The organism is Clostridium sp. AF28-12 (genome assembly GCF_003435225.1).
GTDB classification, from domain to species: domain Bacteria; phylum Bacillota; class Clostridia; order Lachnospirales; family Lachnospiraceae; genus Pilosibacter; species Pilosibacter fragilis.
Genome location: NZ_QWGJ01000003.1, coordinates 15296 through 31013 on the forward strand (window position 1 = coordinate 15296; position 15718 = coordinate 31013).

General features: G+C 45.5%; 17 protein-coding genes. 10 read left to right on the forward strand and 7 right to left on the reverse strand.

From position 1 onward, the window contains the following. Positions 1-13: 13 nt before the first annotated feature. Entirely contained in the window at positions 14-565 is a 552-nt protein-coding gene (locus tag DWY93_RS03680; protein WP_117471822.1) for a hypothetical protein, read from the reverse strand. Positions 566-1308: 743 nt separating this feature from the next. Between DWY93_RS03680 and DWY93_RS03685 the strand changes: the two genes are divergently transcribed. The 6 genes from DWY93_RS03685 (at position 1309) to DWY93_RS03710 (ending at position 4772) form a co-directional block, all read left to right on the forward strand. Beyond that, positions 1309-1545, forward strand: a complete 237-nt coding sequence (locus tag DWY93_RS03685) for a transposase (RefSeq protein ID WP_158553070.1) — start codon at positions 1309-1311, stop codon at positions 1543-1545. Positions 1546-1669: 124 nt separating this feature from the next. Continuing rightward, the gene (locus tag DWY93_RS03690; RefSeq protein ID WP_242990516.1) at positions 1670-1927 is read left to right on the forward strand and encodes a Fic family protein; all 258 of its coding nucleotides are present in this window, start codon (positions 1670-1672) and stop codon (positions 1925-1927) included. 324 nt (positions 1928-2251) lie between these two features. Continuing rightward, a complete protein-coding gene (locus DWY93_RS03695) occupies positions 2252-2548 on the forward strand; it encodes a hypothetical protein (RefSeq protein ID WP_117470301.1) in 297 nt (98 codons plus the stop codon). A 108-nt stretch (positions 2549-2656) separates the two neighbouring features. Beyond that, entirely contained in the window at positions 2657-2926 is a 270-nt protein-coding gene (locus DWY93_RS03700; RefSeq protein WP_147324187.1) for a hypothetical protein, read from the forward strand. Positions 2927-3025: 99 nt separating this feature from the next. After that, positions 3026-3865, forward strand: coding sequence for a TIGR02452 family protein (locus DWY93_RS03705; protein ID WP_117471824.1), 840 nt, complete (start codon positions 3026-3028; stop codon positions 3863-3865). A 262-nt stretch (positions 3866-4127) separates the two neighbouring features. After that, complete coding sequence (locus DWY93_RS03710; RefSeq protein WP_117471825.1) at positions 4128-4772, forward strand: hypothetical protein; 645 nt, start codon at positions 4128-4130, stop codon at positions 4770-4772. Positions 4773-5087: 315 nt separating this feature from the next. On the opposite strand, the gene DWY93_RS03715 is transcribed toward DWY93_RS03710, so the two are convergent. The 5 genes from DWY93_RS03715 to DWY93_RS03735 form a co-directional block, all read right to left on the reverse strand. Beyond that, on the reverse strand, positions 5088-5600 hold the full coding sequence (locus tag DWY93_RS03715) for a hypothetical protein (RefSeq protein ID WP_181968342.1): 513 nt from the start codon (positions 5598-5600) through the stop codon (positions 5088-5090). Positions 5601-5622: 22 nt separating this feature from the next. Then, complete coding sequence (locus tag DWY93_RS03720) at positions 5623-5940, reverse strand: helix-turn-helix transcriptional regulator (RefSeq protein WP_015554491.1); 318 nt, start codon at positions 5938-5940, stop codon at positions 5623-5625. Between the two features lie 191 nt (positions 5941-6131). Further along, positions 6132-7220: a DHHW family protein gene (locus tag DWY93_RS03725; protein ID WP_242990517.1), complete on the reverse strand. Its 1089-nt coding sequence runs from the start codon at positions 7218-7220 to the stop codon at positions 6132-6134. Between the two features lie 91 nt (positions 7221-7311). After that, on the reverse strand, positions 7312-8715 hold the full coding sequence (locus tag DWY93_RS03730) for an MBOAT family O-acyltransferase (protein WP_117471828.1): 1404 nt from the start codon (positions 8713-8715) through the stop codon (positions 7312-7314). Positions 8716-8724: 9 nt separating this feature from the next. Then, positions 8725-9309, reverse strand: a complete 585-nt coding sequence (locus DWY93_RS03735; RefSeq protein WP_117471829.1) for a hypothetical protein — start codon at positions 9307-9309, stop codon at positions 8725-8727. A gap of 205 nt (positions 9310-9514) precedes the next feature. Here DWY93_RS03735 and DWY93_RS03740 point away from each other — a divergent pair, with 205 nt between their 5' ends. Continuing rightward, positions 9515-10246, forward strand: a complete 732-nt coding sequence (locus tag DWY93_RS03740) for an immunoglobulin-like domain-containing protein (RefSeq protein ID WP_117471830.1) — start codon at positions 9515-9517, stop codon at positions 10244-10246. 210 nt (positions 10247-10456) lie between these two features. On the opposite strand, the gene lexA is transcribed toward DWY93_RS03740, so the two are convergent. Beyond that, on the reverse strand, positions 10457-11074 hold the full coding sequence (gene lexA / locus DWY93_RS03745) for a transcriptional repressor LexA (protein WP_015554496.1): 618 nt from the start codon (positions 11072-11074) through the stop codon (positions 10457-10459). 179 nt (positions 11075-11253) lie between these two features. On the opposite strand from lexA, the gene DWY93_RS03750 reads away from it, so the two are divergent. The 3 genes from DWY93_RS03750 to DWY93_RS03760 all read left to right on the forward strand — a co-directional run bounded on the left by DWY93_RS03750 (position 11254) and on the right by DWY93_RS03760 (position 15709). Then, positions 11254-11568: a LysM peptidoglycan-binding domain-containing protein gene (locus DWY93_RS03750; protein ID WP_117470292.1), complete on the forward strand. Its 315-nt coding sequence runs from the start codon at positions 11254-11256 to the stop codon at positions 11566-11568. A 179-nt stretch (positions 11569-11747) separates the two neighbouring features. After that, on the forward strand, positions 11748-12881 hold the full coding sequence (locus DWY93_RS03755) for an exonuclease SbcCD subunit D (protein ID WP_117471831.1): 1134 nt from the start codon (positions 11748-11750) through the stop codon (positions 12879-12881). Beyond that, entirely contained in the window at positions 12878-15709 is a 2832-nt protein-coding gene (locus tag DWY93_RS03760) for an SMC family ATPase (protein WP_117471832.1), read from the forward strand. Before DWY93_RS03755 ends, DWY93_RS03760 begins: the two co-directional genes overlap by 4 nt. Positions 15710-15718 lie beyond the last annotated feature (9 nt).

Below are 15718 nucleotides of genomic sequence, written 5' to 3' on the forward strand. Positions count from 1 at the left end.
AGCGGTATAGCCATCACTCCGAGGCGATGTCGAGACCGGCGTCCCCGCCTCCGCCGGGGACGGAGATCTCCGCCTCGCCCGCGATCTCGCTGGCGGTCTTTTCTTCGCCGTTTTTTTCCTCCTCGTCCTCAAAGAGGGAGTCGTACTCCTCGCCGTCTCCCTCTTGCAGCATGGCCGCGGTCTTGGCCGCCATGTAAAGCTTGTGGTTGTATTCCATCAGCCGCTGTTCATCCTCCGGAGGGACTTGACCGCCGGAGGCGATGCGGTGGTAGATCTCCAGCATCTTGCCCATCTCCTCTGCGGCCTTCGACAGAGCATTGCCCTGCTGCTTTGCAACCTCGGCGTTGTGGATGGCAGTCTCCCGCTCGATGATGCTCTCCATCACGCCCTGGGCCTCGTTGTATTGCGCGTCCACGGCGGACAGCTCACGGGAGATCTCCACACGATCCACATTGGGCGTGCCGCCCTGCTGGCAATTTTTGAGCGCCTGCGACAGGTCGCGTTTCCGTGTCCACAGCGTATCCATCTGCGCGGCGTATGCCTTCTTCGCATCTTGAATTTTCATTGCGGAACCTCCTGTCTAAATGTTTTTCATATCCTTATTATCGACAGAAAAATGTTTTTCATATCCTTATTATCGACAGAAAAGGGTCCGGATTTAAGCCGGAGCACGGAAAACAGGACAAAAGCTTAACTGATCGTGGGCAAGACCACTGCCGGACCGCCCTTCCTCGACAAGACCTTGTGGGAACAAACGCTCCGGTTGAAACCGAGAAGGGGAGAGAACATCATGAAAAAAGCGATTGCTTTGCTGCTGACGTTTGTAACGCTGCTGTCCTTCGCGAACGCCAAGGAGGATCTGGCCGCTGAGGATCTCCATATCCCGGGCACCGGTTAAGGCTGATCCATCGCTGTCAAGAAGGGAAAAGCGGGGCGGTCCCTTTCGCCCTCATTTTGCGTGTCCGCGCGCGTTTGTCATGCGCCGTTACCCAAACCGGATCATGGCGAAGGGGGTTCCGCGTATTTAATATGCACTGAATAATAGAAAAAGCCTTATATTTCAATCCATAGAAGCCAATCCGTGGTATAATAGGAGCAAGGGAACTGGCAAAAATCCAGCAAAAATCGTGCACCTGGAGGGCAACTATGTATCGTTACAGCAATGGCCAGATCAGCTTGGCGGATTTCAAACAGCCGGTGGATATGAATCTGAAGGAAAGCAACCGTTGGGTAAAGAAAGCCCAGACGATCCCCTGACTGGAGATCGAGAAGCGCTACGCCGCACTATTCACCAACCGGAAAGGCAATGTGGCCAAGCCGCTGCGTCTGGCCTTGGAGGTCTGCATTATTCAGGCGGAGTATGGCTATTCTGACGAGGAAACCGCGCTCCAGATCCAGGAAAACCCATATCTTCAATATTTCTGCGGGTATCCTGGCTATGATGACGAAAAGCTGCCCTTGATTATGGGCAAAGCTATGAAACAGCAGTACGAGATCTTTATGGTGATGTGCCTTTTAGACAACGTCAGTACGAGGCTCTTGTAGATGGGCAGTGGGTTGATGGTGTTGCTGATAATGTAGTGCAAATTGGTGGTATGATCACCAGACATTGGAGAAGCCAAAAGGAAATCAGCCGATTTACAGGATCACTTATGAAGATTGCCGTCATATGGTCGATGCTATGGAGGATTCGTTTCATTCGGACGTCTTTGGAGTTGAAAAAGAAAAAGGTAAGGTTGAGGGAATCCTTGCTGCAGTATATCAAAGTATATTCGGCAAGTATGCATATCCATCATTAGAAGAAAAAGCCGCAAATCTATTGTATTTTATGATCAAGGACCATCCTTATGCGGATGGCTGCAAGAGAATTGCGGCATCACTTTTTCTTGAATTCCTGGATAAAAACAACGCTTTATTCCAAGATTGAGAAAAACGACTCAGCGATGGAACCTTGGTGGCCGTTACGTTGATGATTGCTGAATCTAATCCAGAAGAAAAAGAAGTAATGGTGAAACTGGTGATGAATCTACTGAATTTGCAATAAAAAGCACGGATTGCAATACTTGTCCCTGAGATTCTCACCAGCAAATACTGCTGTGAGAAATGCTTGTGTTTTATCACGATGAATTAACAGAGGAAGATATTAAAATTCTCTCTCTGGTTTCGGAGATTACAAAGAACGAGATAGCGAAAATGCTGTCAAGATTTGCAAAGAATTCAAAGTGAGTGAAAATCGAAAGGAGACCAGACTATGGGAAGGCTTTATAAAATCAACCCGCCGTGTCCCAAGTGCCATGAGGAACATAATTGGTGGCATATCCAGCTGACGGATGAGGAACAGGCGAAGATGGATGCGTATGTGGCAGCCAGTGAGGGAAAATCATCCTTGGAGTTACTTCTGGGCGAGCCGGGAATTGTTGTTACACGAAAGCTTAAGTGTTGTTGCTGCGGTCACGTATTTGAAGCGGAAGCCGGGCTGCGGAAATTCGACGAAGTCGGATACCGGGATCGGGATTTTATTGCGGCGGTCGGCGAAATACCCGTGTGATAAGATTAAGGAGTTGATGAGATGCATTTGGATCAGTCGGCATTGGGAATCCTGCGTAAAGCAGAAGATAAGAACGGTCGGAAATACATGGATTGGCGGATACCGTATATGGATCAGCTAGGACTGATCATGGTCTATAAATCCGACAGCTGGTATGAGAAGTATATGATTTACTTTTTCACAAGTCCGGCAAGTAAATGTCCCGGCAAATACCTGCATACAACCTACGGAAGTATCCAGGTGGAAGATGGTTCATTGACAATCAGAACAAAGAACAGCGTCTATGAGTTTGAGCTGGATGCATCATGCGTATCAGAAGTGGATATGATTTTGCTGTTACGTATGGTAAACGAGTATTTTCGTGATGATGGCATGTAAGGCAGACAATGCCAGGTACTGGGCTGCGGGAGCGATTCCGCGGCCGTTTTCATAGCGTTAGATCTGAAATTAACAGAGAGAAAAAGGAATGATAAACATATGAGCAGTTTTGAGAATGTAGAGGTTTTTGAAGATACTAAAAAGCTGTGCGAGACAAACGGAAAGATTAAGGAAGTTCTTGCACGGTCGGTGAAAAACCAGAAACTCATCCTGGAAGAAGAGGAGCTGTCTGCCGTGGATAAGGCACGCTTTGAAGATGAAGCGAAGATTGTTGTATCCACAAAGCGGACTTTCGAGGCGGCTGCAGATTATGCAGGTCAGAAGGTGGCGGTACATAACTTTGCCTCTGCCACAAATCCGGGCGGCGGCGTGACAAGAGGATCCAGCGCACAGGAGGAATGTCTGTGTCGGTGTTCCGGCCTGTATTTCTGCCTGAGCGTACCGGAAATGATGAAAGGATTCTATTACCCTCATCGGAATGAAAAGAATCCGATCAACAATGCGGATATCATCTATACGCCGGATGTGACTGTATTTAAGACAGATACGAACAAGCCGAAGCTGATGGATGAAAAAGACTGGTATGAAGTGGATGTGATCACCTGTGCAGCACCGAACCTGCGGGAACGGCCGAGCAACCGGTTCAACCAGGGTAACGGCGACCGGGCGGTAAAAGTCAGTGACCGGGAACTCCTGGAAATCCATAAGAAGAGGCTGATCAGGATTCTGGATGTTGCCGTACTGAACGGTGACGAAGTGGTGATTCTGGGCGCATTCGGATGCGGAGCATTTCAGAATAAGCCGGAAGTGGTGGCGCGTGCTGCCAAAGAAGTGATTGCGGATTATCTGTACGCATTTAAAACCATTGAATTTGCGGTCTATTGCCCGCCGCGGGATGATACGAACTTCAAAGTGTTTAAGCGGGTGATGGGAGCGTAAAGAATTGAAAGGAGACAAGCGATGGGAGAAAATTATGCATATATGGATGCCGATGAGGTGATGGAATTGCAGGATATTAAAGTTGGTGGAATAACCCGTGCAAAAACATGATTTTTGAATAGCAAAAGAAAGGCAGTCTCTGCTTAGGTAGGGATTGTCTTTCGTATATTCGCAAGAATTAAACCGCAGGTTCAATGCAGTTTTTCCTGTGCCGTGATATAACTGTCGTATCAGGGATATTACGGGAAAGGAGAAACTGTCCATGGATACTGTAAAGAGAATTGCAAAGCGAATGAGTCCGAAGGAAAACAGAAAGAGTTACAAGGAAGAATGTTCCGTTTTCCTGTCACATCGGAAGAAAGAATCATTATGGGAAAGGATTTCCATATGGAAAGAGGACGTCATCTGTATTTATCAAAGACTGCGGTACGGATACTGTTACCGTGACATCTGGTCGATTGACCAATGGTTTCTTACGGTTGTTCCGAACATGATTCATGACCTTCGTGTCAACAGCCATGGTTATCCCAGCTTCTTTGAAGGACCGGAAGAAGAAAATATCCGGAAATGGGATCGTATTCTGGGAAGAATGGAATTTCTGTTCCGGGAAGCAAATGAGGATACATGCAGAAAGAAGAATCTGTATGAGGAAGAGCATGACCTGGCACAGGAAGAATTCACGACAAAATACGGCATGTTCGGTGAGAAGCTGAAGACGGAAGAGGAGATTGCGAGAGAAGAGCGGGAGCATACACACCGGTTGTATATGATGAGCGATGTGCCGGAATATGTAGAAATCTCGGGAAAGTGGCTGGCGGCAGAGGGCGAACTGCGTGAGTATCGGGACCAGTGCCTGAAGCAGGGCATGGAGCTTATGACGAAGTATTTTCGGAACCTGTGGGATTGATATGCAGGGACGGACAGGATGGACCGGCCGTCCAGTCTCAGAAAATTTTTCATAGGCTCCTCCTTTGTGATAGCTGTCTGTAAGGAAAATGCTGCGAAATTTGCATTCCGCAGCCGTGGTGCCTGAAACCGTACCCTGGCACCGGCGTGATCACTCACGGGTTTTCTACAGGGAAATTGTTTACCTTTTTATTTTTTGAATTAATTTACCATGAACCGAAAGATACAATGGATAAAAGATAACAAAATAATCTATGCCACTGAACATTAACAAGACCATCTGCATTTTTAAAATGACCCTGTACGGAAAAATCATTTAAATGTCCGCTTCAAACAGGAAAGTCTGATTGTACCGGTCAAGGGCAATCTGCATTTCCATGATCTCACCGGAGATGCATTCATAATCACGTTTTACCAGTTCTGGATCATAATTGGTGTAGCGGTATTCAGGAACGGCATTTCTGGAGCTGAATGCATGGGAAGATTCCCTCATTTTTGGCAGATATTTCCGCATGGTGTCCAGAGTCGCTTTGCGGGAGCTAAGTTGTGCCATTCTTACCAGAATGCTGTCGACACTCATTTCCGTATCGCCTACCCTGATCTTTGCGGTGGCATTGGCCAGGTTCAGGGCGTGCTTGATGATGACGGCTTTTCGGTCGATTTCTTTTAACGTCTCAGAAACGGCGGAATAGTCATATTTCGGGATGACCGGTTCCTCGCCGACAGCGGCAACGTAAGTGCGGGATGACGCTTCCTGGGCCTCCCAGTAAGATTTTTCGTCCGCCAGACTTTTGAGCAGTTTATTGGCATAAGCCGAAGTTATTTTCATAATGTGTTTCGCCTCCTTCGCATCACTTCCTTATGACACGATTATAAGGCAGGAGAGAGAAGATGTCATTGAACCACTGGTTTAAACTGACCCATAAACGAGGAATATCCCCGTCAATGACGAGGATATTTTCAATACTGGTATGTAATAATCTGCTGAGAATGATAAAGTTGTCCAGGCTCGGCAGCGATTTTCCGGCGATCCACTTATAGATTGCCTGTGGGTTTTCAAAGCCGAACGCACCCTGGATCTCGCGGATCGTATAGTTTTGCTCCGAAAGCAGCTGCTTTATCCGCTTCCCGGTTTCCACGGGCTGGATTGACAAATACATCGGTTCCATTTGCATCCCTCCATGATTCTGTACTATCCCGAAACACTTGCTTTCATTCTATCACGAACGCAGCGGATTGAACAGCGAAATTTATCCGGCCGGACGGTTTATTTAGAAAGCTGATTGGCATGGACAATAGAAGGTGGGCGAGTAAAATCTGTTTTGATTTTGGCAGATCAATGCTTCTGCAAGGTTTACAATCAGGTCAATGTCTCACTATGATTCAGTACCGATGTACTGTACAGAAACAGTACATCCTGATTCTTAAATTCTATAAAACGTTCAAGTAAATCTGCCCTCAGATACCGGATATCCACCAGAGTGATTTTGGCATACCCTTCCGAAAGAAGAGGCGCGATACTGCTGCCAAAGGAATCCCGGAAAATGACAAGCTCTTTGTCCGATTTACAGTTCGGATTCTCGATGGTTATCAGGGAGCGGGGGCCGGAAAGAAAGATCTCATAAGGATCTTTGCCGGATTTTTTCTCCATATTGTAGATGGAACCCATCGTCTGATCCTCATGATTGGTCACGATACAGCCATCTAAAACATCATTGGATAAATAATATAGCGTTTCTGGCGGCAGTGGAAGAGCAGACAGACCATAATATACACCATAAAAAGGGACATCCAGCGCATATTCTGTGTAAGCTCCGGAGATAGATGTCCCCATGCCCTCCGCAAGAACAGCTGCCGTATCTGGAAGCTTCTCCTGACGCCAATGGGTATCTGTCTTATAGTAATCCGTAATATCCAGCGTTCCTGTGATATCGATATAGTCTGCGTAGTTCATGTGATTCCGCATCACATGGAACAGTTTTTCATAGTCCGTGGAGAGGTATCCATGTTTCTCCGCAAGAAAGTAGCTTTTATCCGGGACAATGGAGAGATAAATATTCATCTCCTTGTCAGCCAGATATTTCTCATAGATATATGCAAACCGGTCCGCTGCATGTTCCAGAGAATCCATTTGAAGCGGATATTCAAGCTTTGCTGCATAACCATCCTGTATATAAATATCATGATTATCAAGCTGACCAAACACATCGTAGGTGGTATAGGCTTTCAACGTCCGGAACTGATCCCGCAGCGGAAATTGATCAAGCGTATACTTTTCAAATTCCGTCATAAAGCTTCCATCGGACATGGTATCCAGGGAAAACTTCGGGCGCTGTGCAAGCTTTCGCCGTTCGTTGTCAGAAAACTCCTGGGGCGGCAGCAGCCAGGACGCCATGGTAAGGCTAACAAATACGACTCCCAGCACAACCACTGTAACTATGGTGTTCATGTTATTTATATGATTGATATTTTTTGTATTCTTTATGCTTTTTATATTCTTATATTCTATCATCTATCATTCCTTCCCAACCCCAGAATTTCTAAAACCTGAAATAAAGAAATGGGTTAAAGGAGCCATCCACCAGAAAAGCCGTACAGATAAGCAGCAGGGCTGAAAGTGCCAGTGGTTCTGCGAATAACATAACTGCTGTTCCTGTTTTCCATTGCTGGATCCGTCTGCAAAAGGACTTTGGAATCGGTGTCGCACCAAGCAGGGCTATCATCAAGACCACAAAATAGCTGCGGAAATAGTAGCTGGATGCTGCAGAAGTCAATGGATATCCGCCTGTTCCAAACATGGCTTTCAGGTACGAGAATGCCTGGGACATATCAGTGGCATCAAAGATCACAAAACTGATTACAGCAGCAGTCAATACATAGATGCGGTTTAAGACATGGCTCTTTTTAAGGATTTCCAGAAGCCATATCTTCTCCAGAATCAGCAGCAGAGCAAAATAAAGTCCCCAGATTACGAAATTCCAGGCGGCACCATGCCAGAAGCCCGTCAGCATCCAGACCAGAAATATATTAAACAGATGCCGCGGTAAACATACACGACTGCCTCCCAGAGGAATATAGACATAATCCCGAAACCAGGTGCCGAGAGACATATGCCAGCGACGCCAGAATTCAGTTATACTTTTCGAGATAAAAGGATAATTAAAATTTTCCAGAAAATCAAATCCAAATAGCTTTCCAAGTCCGATGGCCATATCGCTGTATCCTGAAAAATCAAAATATACATGAAGGGTATAGGCGACTGCATAGAGCCAGAAGAAAAGTATCGATTTATCATCCGAAGCCCGGAAGATGCTGCACAATTCTCCAAGCAGATTGGCGATCAGAATCTTCTTACCGAGTCCTAAGATAAATCGACGGATTCCCTGGGCCGTCTTACCCATAGTATGAATACGCCCCTTCAACTGTTCTGCAATATCCGAATAACGGACGATGGGACCGGCGATCAGCTGAGGAAAGAGTGCCACATATGTAGCCAGGTCTATCAGATTTCTCTGGGCTTTCACATCCTGCCTGTATACATCCACCGTATAGCTGAGTATCTGGAAGGTATAAAAGCTGATTCCGATGGGAAGTGTGATGTTAAGCAGGGAAATCGAACATCCGGTGACGGCATTTACATTACGGATAAAAAAATCTGCGTATTTAAAATAGCCAAGCATGAGAAGGCTGGATGAAACCGAAAGTGCGAGAAAAAGCCTGGCAAGCTTCGGAACACTCTGATAACGCTCGATCAGCAATCCAAATATATAAGCCATCAGGATGGCAAGCATCATCCAAATCACATACCTCGGTTCTCCCCAGCCATAGAAAAAAAGGCTGGAAAGCAGGAGAACCGTATTTTTCAATGATCCCGGTGCTGCTGCATAGAGGATCAGGACACCGGGCAGAAACCAGAATAAAAATGGTATGCTCGAAAAAAGCATAGGTTCCTCCTAATCAAGTACAGCCGGTGCATCCACCAGAACGGTGGAATCCGGTGCCACTTCCGAGCAGGCCTCAACCAGATCATCGACACATTCCTCAGCGCCATATGCCATCATGACATAATCCGCAACCGAGATGACAACCACTTTATCCGGGAATCCGCACATCCAGTGCTGACCCTGAATCTCAGCTTTGTAATCCTCGGCAAATTTTTCGGCTTTCGAGGTATCCTTAAGCTTTGCAAAGGCAGAACTGAAAGTATTGGTGTTCATCATATGCTGCAGGGTAGCTGTATCATCATCCAGCATATCATAAAGCTCATCGTTTACATGAAGAAGATACTCAAATGTCTCCTTATTCTCATCAGTCATGGCGAATTTTGCCGGCGCTTCCGCTTCGTGCTCTGCATCACCACCTACAGCCGCAAACTGTCTGTCCTCGCCCAAAGCATCCCAAACTTCTGTATAAAAATCAACCGCCGATTCAATCACCGTTTCCGGGGATTTCGTCGGTTCATCTGCAGGCTTGCTGCCGCATCCTGCCAGAGAAGCAGCCATGGTAAGAGTCAGAAGCGCTGTAATTATTTTTTTCATATTGAAAATTCCTTTCATTATAGGTTTTTGCATATCAGGCTTTATTATCTCAGAAAAACAGGTATAAAGCAAGGCGGGTATAAGAACAGTAAGAATTGTAAAGATAAATGTAAGGAAAACTTTATGGCATACGGTCATGAGTTTATCTATAATAATAATAGAAATGTTGTCTTGTAATACAAACATATGGAGAGGTGGTGTCGTAATGAGAAAAAGATTATTAGTCATATTTGGAATCTTCGGCCTGCTTCTGGCCGGCTGCCATACTGTACCCAATGCAGCGCAGGAAACAAACACGATCACCCCTACTGGTTATGCTTCTGAAGAGGTACCACGCATCTCTTTATTTTATGATGGTTCCCTGTATTTGTATAATGCTACCGGCTTTGATCTCCAACAAAAGGGAAGCTGGGAGTTTTTAGGTCAGATAGCCTTTGTGAATAATTTGGAATACCCTACAAAAGATTTAAACGGCACCCACTTAAACGTAGGGCAGGAGGTTTACAGGGATCCGGAATTTCCTCAAAAACTATATGTAAAGTATGATTCGGGTTTTGCACTCTTTGAAGCAGAAAAGGCTACAAAGGAAGAAACTGCGGAGTATCTTGATTATGTACATGCGGGAATTAGGCTGGCAACTTCTGACAGCCTTCAGCTGAAGCTTTCCAATGTCAGCAATGAAACGATAATCTATGGGGAAGCGTATACAATGGAGGCCTTTTGGGATGATAGTTGGGAGAAACTTCCGGTTTTACCCGAAGATTATAGTTTTATAGAGATTGCCTACGAATTGGAACCCGGAGAATCTCGGTTTATGGATATAGATTTTGCATGGTTATACGGAGAACTCCAGAAAGGCAAATATAAAATGATAAAAGAGATCTATTTGCCAGACGGAAGAGTATATTCGGTACCGGCAGAATTTGAAATACAATAAAACATGAAGCCCCACCGGATCTCGAATGATGTCGTATAGTCATAGATATCCAGTGGGGCTTTTTCTCTGAGCCATATAAGATGTCTGCCTTTTTCGAACGGCAAGTCATCGCAAGTTCATCACGGTGGGAGTGAGGTCTCCGGCGGGGAGAGACGTTCCTCGAGGATCACAGCGATTCTTTAAGAACTATCCGTAAAAATAAAGATCGGTTTAATTCATCATACGGAAAAGACCGATGACCTTTCCAAGGATCTCGACCTGATCAAGAATGATCGGATCCATCGAGGAATTTTCCGGTTGGAGACGGAAATGGCCATTTTCCTTATAGAAAGTTTTTACAGTAGCGGAATCGTCCACCAGAGCAACGACCTTATCACCGTTTTCAGCGTTTGGCTGCTTTGCAACGATCACTTTATCGCCGTTGTAGATTCCGGCCTCGATCATACTGTTTCCTTTTACCTTCAACATAAATACTTCCTTATTTGGAAGAATTTCTGCAGGAATCGGGAGATAATCTTCGATGTTCTGTTCTGCAAGGATTGGCACTCCGGCAGCGACCGTACCGATCACCGGCACGTTTACGAGTTCGCGTCTCGTCAGGGCGAAATCGTCATCAAGGATCTCGATCGTTCTCGGCTTTGTCGGATCACGACGGATATAGCCGTTTTTTTCCAAGGATTCCAGATGAGAGTGCACGGAGGAAGTGGACTTTAAGTGTACCGCTTCACAAATCTCGCGCACAGCCGGCGGATAACCTTTCTTTAAGATCATTTCTTTTATATATTCAAGTATTTCTCTCTGCTTATCAGTAATTTTTCCCTGACTCATGAAATCCCTCCTTTTTTCATCTGTATACATAGTACCATAAAATACGGGAAAAAGCAAACCTTTGTTCGAAAAATACCGAAAAAGAATTGACAAACGTATGTTCGTGTGATAGAATTCGATACAGAACAGATGTTCGCAAACGTAAGTTTGGACTCGCTGGATACAAAGGAGGAAGCTGTATGAAGAAGTATTTGATAGCCCTTGTTATGATTGTAATGATTATGTCCTGCTTTTTCGGAAAGACTCTGGTTATGGCGAATGAAGAGAGTGATGATACAGTCTATAACCGCTATTATACGACGATCGAGGTAGAAAAAGGTGATACACTCTGGTCGATTGCAAAAACTTATTATCACCACTCCGGTATGTCGGTACGGGAATACGTTTATGAGCTGAAATTGATAAACGGAATGGTTTCAGATGAGATACGCGCCGGAAATATGATCTCCGTGGAATACTATGCGGAGACACCGGGGAATCCGTATATAAAGTGATCCTCAAAAAGATGTTTCCCGGATATGAGTGTTGCGGTAAGAACCGTTTTTTGACCAGAGAATAAGATCCCATGGACAGATATATGTTCCGGGGTCTTATTCTTTATAAGACAATGGCTTGCTATTGCCGGTGAGAGACATTACAATAGGATTAACAGCAGAGACCACAGGAGGCACAGATGAGATTATTCCATTTATCAGATCTTCATATCGGAAAGAGAGTGAATGAATTTTCTATGATCGAGGACCAGAAATATATTCTTGAAAGGATTCTGGATCTCGCGGAGAAAGAGATGCCGGACGGAGTGATCCTGGCAGGAGATATCTATGATAAACAGATTCCCTCCGCGGAAGCGGTTCAGGTGTTCGATGAGTTTATCACAAAGCTTGCGGAGAGAAAGCTTCCCGTCTTTGTTATCAGCGGAAACCATGATTCTGCGGAACGACTGGCTTTTGGGGGAAGACTGCTAAACAGCCGGGGAATTTATCTCTCCCCCGTCTATGACGGAACCGTCATGAAAATTCCGATCGCAGATCAGTATGGGACGGTCTGGATCCATCTTCTTCCGTTTATCCGTCCGGCAGCTGTGCGCCGCGTATTTGAAGATGAGTCAGATTTGATTACAGATGTCCAGTCTGCAGTACGTGCAGTGATCAGCCACATGGAGATCGATCCGAATGAGAGAAATATCCTCGTGGCGCACCAGTTTGTTACAGGAGCGTCCCGATGCGAATCGGAGGATATCCAGGTCGGAGGTCTTGATAATATTGATGCTTCAGTCTTTGAGGCTTTTGATTATACAGCCTTGGGGCATATCCATAGTCCTCAGAATGTGGGAAAGGGCATGGTGCGGTACTGCGGAACGCCCCTGAAATATTCCTTCTCTGAGACGGATCAGGAAAAAACGATCACGGTCGTGGAGATGGAAGAAAAGGGAACGGTAAAGATCAGACTTCTGCCTTTAAAACCATTTCGGGATATGCGAAAGCTCCGGGGAACATATATGGAACTGACTGCCCGTTCGTTTTATCGGGATATGAACTGTGAAGATTATATTCAGGTAACGTTGACGGATGAGGATGATGTACCGGATGGACTTCAGAAGCTGAGAGTCATCTATCCGAATATTATGCAGCTTTTGTATGATAATCAAAGGACAAGAGCCAGCAGCCAGATTGATGCGGTTCAGGATGTAGAAGAAAAGACAGAGTTAGAACTATTCCGGGAGTTTTATGAACTTCAGAATAACCAGCCTATGATGAAACAGCAGGAAGAGTTTGCAGAAAAATTGATCCGGGAGATAAAAGAATGAAGCCAAAAAAACTGGTGATCAGTGCTTTTGGCCCCTATGCGGGAGAGAGCACGATTGATTTTGAAAAACTTGGAGAACACGGGCTCTACTTGATTACGGGGGATACAGGTGCCGGTAAGACAACGGTCTTTGACGCAATCACATTTGCCCTGTATGGGGAAGCGAGTGGGACTGTGCGGGAATCCGGAATGTTCCGCAGCAAATACGCAAAGGCAGAGACAGAAACATTCGTAGAATTGACCTTCTCCTACCAGCGAAAAGAATATAAAATTCGTAGAAATCCGGAATATCAGACCCAAAAGAAACGTGGAACCGGATTTACAACAAAAAAGGCAGATGCGGAGCTCTTTTATCCCGACGAACGTCAGACTGTTACGAAAATGGGGGCAGTGACAAAGGCGGTAACGGAACTTATGGGTCTTGACTATAAGCAATTTACCCAGATCGCGATGATCGCACAGGGGGATTTTCAGAAACTCCTGATTGCAGGAACTGCCGAACGTGGGGAAATCTTCCGGCAGATTTTTCATACGGAAATCTATCAGACGATTCAGATACGTCTCAGGGACGAAGAACGGAGAAGAAGAAAAGATTACGATGAACTGCGCCGGAGTATCAGCCAGTATTTGAATGATGCCAGTTTTGAGGAGGATCCGGCTGCCGGTCAGGAGTTCCTTGCTTTAAAGAAAGCCGGTTTCGAGGGGAAAATAACTGATGGAATCAATTTACTGCGTGCTGAGACGAAAAAAGAGCAGGAGCGTTTGGAGATACTGGATGAAACTCTAAGGAAAATTGAAGAGCAGATTTGCAGTGTTAGTGAAAAAAAGGGAAAAGCGGACCTACTAAAAAAGACAGCAGCTGAACTTAAAGCAAAACAGCAGGAGTTGGAGTTACTGCAGCCGGAATATGGACGGGTGCTCGCTGAGTGGAACAGGATAGAAAAGCAGGAAGGAACACGCGAGAAACTGACAGAACGGATTCAGAAACTTGAACTTAGCCGTCAAAGCTTTATCGAGCTGGATAAGACTCGTGAAGAGATCGACGGAAAAGAAAAGCTTCTTTTGAAGATTCAGGAAGAAAAAAAGGAAAATGAAAATCAAGTCAGCAGCCTCCAGAAAGAACTGGAAGACAGGCGCGGGGAGAAAGAGCATAATCTGGGAGTGCCGGTAGAAAGAGAACAGCTCACACGTGCAAAAGAGAAACTTTTGCACCGAAAAAATGAACTGGAAGAACAGATGAACCGGGTGGAGTCTATCAATAGAGAGTTAAAAAATGCTCAGGAGGAATACCGGAGTGCTGTTGATCAGTGCGATGAGATTCGCAGTGTCTATGCACATCTTGAACGCTTATTTTTGGATGCTCAGGCTGGAATTCTGGCCCAAAATTTACAGGCTGGAATGCCCTGCCCGGTATGCGGTTCGATTCATCATCCGGCTCCGGCGAAACTTTCAGAAGAGATTCCGGACCAGAAGGAACTGAAGCGAAAAGAACAGGAAAAGGCGCAGGCAGAAGAAAAGGTCCAGAGACTTAGTGAAAGAGCCAGCTTTTTTAAAAGGAATTTAGATCAGGAAATGAGAAATACAGCTGAGCTGATCTGCGGAACGGAAAAAAATCTGGTCAAAGAGGCCTTAATTGTAACTGGTCCAGACGAGCTTGTGACTGCAGCAGATCCGGTAATTGAAAAATTAGATGATGAACGCCGGGCTTTGGAGATCCGCATAAAAGCGAACACAGAACAGCAGAAAGTGCTGGATGGATTGGGTGGTATGATAAACCGTCTGGAAACAGATCTGAATGCTGCAGGAGAAAGAAACAAAGAACTTGCTCTTTCAGAACAGAATCTGGTGACAGTATTAACAATGCTGCGGAAGCATGTGGAAGAGTTTCAGAGAAAGCTGGAAGGTCAAAATGCTGTGGAGATTGAAAATAATCTGCAAGCCATGAAAACCAGAAAAAGTGAACTTGATCAGGAAGCAATTGACGCGAAAAAGGCTCTGGAGCGATGTCAGAACCAGAATGCCAGTCTGAATTCAGCAGCGGAAGCTCTTAAAAAGCAGATTCGGGGATTCGAAGATATTCCAGAAAAAGAACTTTCAGAGACAATGGAATATTTGGAAACAGAGAAGGCAGAGACATCAAAGCTTCGTGAAAAAATACATTCGTCCTGGCACAATAATCTCAGAATCTATGAAGCTGTATGTGGCCAGCAGGGCAGAATGAAACAGACGGAAAAGGAATATGTCTGGATCCATTCCCTTGCGGATACGGCAGGCGGAACATTAAACGGTAAAAGTAAAGTTGAACTTGAAACCTATGTCCAGATGGCATATTTTGACCGGATCTTACGGCGGGCGAATCTTCGGCTGATGACGATGAGCAGCGGACAGTATGAGATGAAGCGGCGGGAAAGTGCTGACAATAAAAAGGATAAAAGTGGGTTGGAGCTAAATGTCATCGACCATTACAACGGAAGTGAGCGGAGTGTAAAGACACTTTCCGGAGGCGAGACTTTTCAGGCATCTCTGTCTCTTGCACTTGGCCTTTCAGATGAGATCCAGTCTATGGCCGGTGGAATACAGATGGATGCCATGTTCGTGGACGAGGGGTTTGGTTCTCTGGATGAAGACGCATTAAATCAAGCAGTAAAGGCATTGGGAAATCTGGCAGAAGGGAAAAAACTGGTTGGCATCATTTCTCATGTTTCAGAGCTGAAAGACAGGATCGACAAGAAAATTGTAATAACAAAAAATCGCAGCGGAGAGAGAGTTGGAAGCAGCATAACGGTATTAGGGGATTATTCAGCCGATGGGGTGTCCGTATTTATGTAAAAACGTTGG

What these genes read in the sequence shown, in the direction of transcription:
- DWY93_RS03750 (WP_117470292.1), top strand. Translation starts at nt 11,254, where the DNA reads ATGAAGAAGTATTTGATAGCCCTTGTTATGATTGTAATGATTATGTCC.
- lexA (WP_015554496.1), bottom strand. Translation starts at nt 11,074, where the DNA reads ATGAGTCAGGGAAAAATTACTGATAAGCAGAGAGAAATACTTGAATAT.
- DWY93_RS03735 (WP_117471829.1), bottom strand. Translation starts at nt 9,309, where the DNA reads ATGAAAAAAATAATTACAGCGCTTCTGACTCTTACCATGGCTGCTTCT.
- DWY93_RS03695 (WP_117470301.1), top strand. Translation starts at nt 2,252, where the DNA reads ATGGGAAGGCTTTATAAAATCAACCCGCCGTGTCCCAAGTGCCATGAG.
- DWY93_RS03730 (WP_117471828.1), bottom strand. Translation starts at nt 8,715, where the DNA reads ATGCTTTTTTCGAGCATACCATTTTTATTCTGGTTTCTGCCCGGTGTC.
- DWY93_RS03740 (WP_117471830.1), top strand. Translation starts at nt 9,515, where the DNA reads ATGAGAAAAAGATTATTAGTCATATTTGGAATCTTCGGCCTGCTTCTG.
- DWY93_RS03725 (WP_242990517.1), bottom strand. Translation starts at nt 7,220, where the DNA reads ATGAACACCATAGTTACAGTGGTTGTGCTGGGAGTCGTATTTGTTAGC.
- DWY93_RS03690 (WP_242990516.1), top strand. Translation starts at nt 1,670, where the DNA reads ATGGTCGATGCTATGGAGGATTCGTTTCATTCGGACGTCTTTGGAGTT.
- DWY93_RS03755 (WP_117471831.1), top strand. Translation starts at nt 11,748, where the DNA reads ATGAGATTATTCCATTTATCAGATCTTCATATCGGAAAGAGAGTGAAT.
- DWY93_RS03760 (WP_117471832.1), top strand. Translation starts at nt 12,878, where the DNA reads ATGAAGCCAAAAAAACTGGTGATCAGTGCTTTTGGCCCCTATGCGGGA.
- DWY93_RS03710 (WP_117471825.1), top strand. Translation starts at nt 4,128, where the DNA reads ATGGATACTGTAAAGAGAATTGCAAAGCGAATGAGTCCGAAGGAAAAC.
- DWY93_RS03705 (WP_117471824.1), top strand. Translation starts at nt 3,026, where the DNA reads ATGAGCAGTTTTGAGAATGTAGAGGTTTTTGAAGATACTAAAAAGCTG.
- DWY93_RS03720 (WP_015554491.1), bottom strand. Translation starts at nt 5,940, where the DNA reads ATGGAACCGATGTATTTGTCAATCCAGCCCGTGGAAACCGGGAAGCGG.
- DWY93_RS03700 (WP_147324187.1), top strand. Translation starts at nt 2,657, where the DNA reads ATGGATCAGCTAGGACTGATCATGGTCTATAAATCCGACAGCTGGTAT.
- DWY93_RS03680 (WP_117471822.1), bottom strand. Translation starts at nt 565, where the DNA reads ATGAAAATTCAAGATGCGAAGAAGGCATACGCCGCGCAGATGGATACG.
- DWY93_RS03715 (WP_181968342.1), bottom strand. Translation starts at nt 5,600, where the DNA reads ATGAAAATAACTTCGGCTTATGCCAATAAACTGCTCAAAAGTCTGGCG.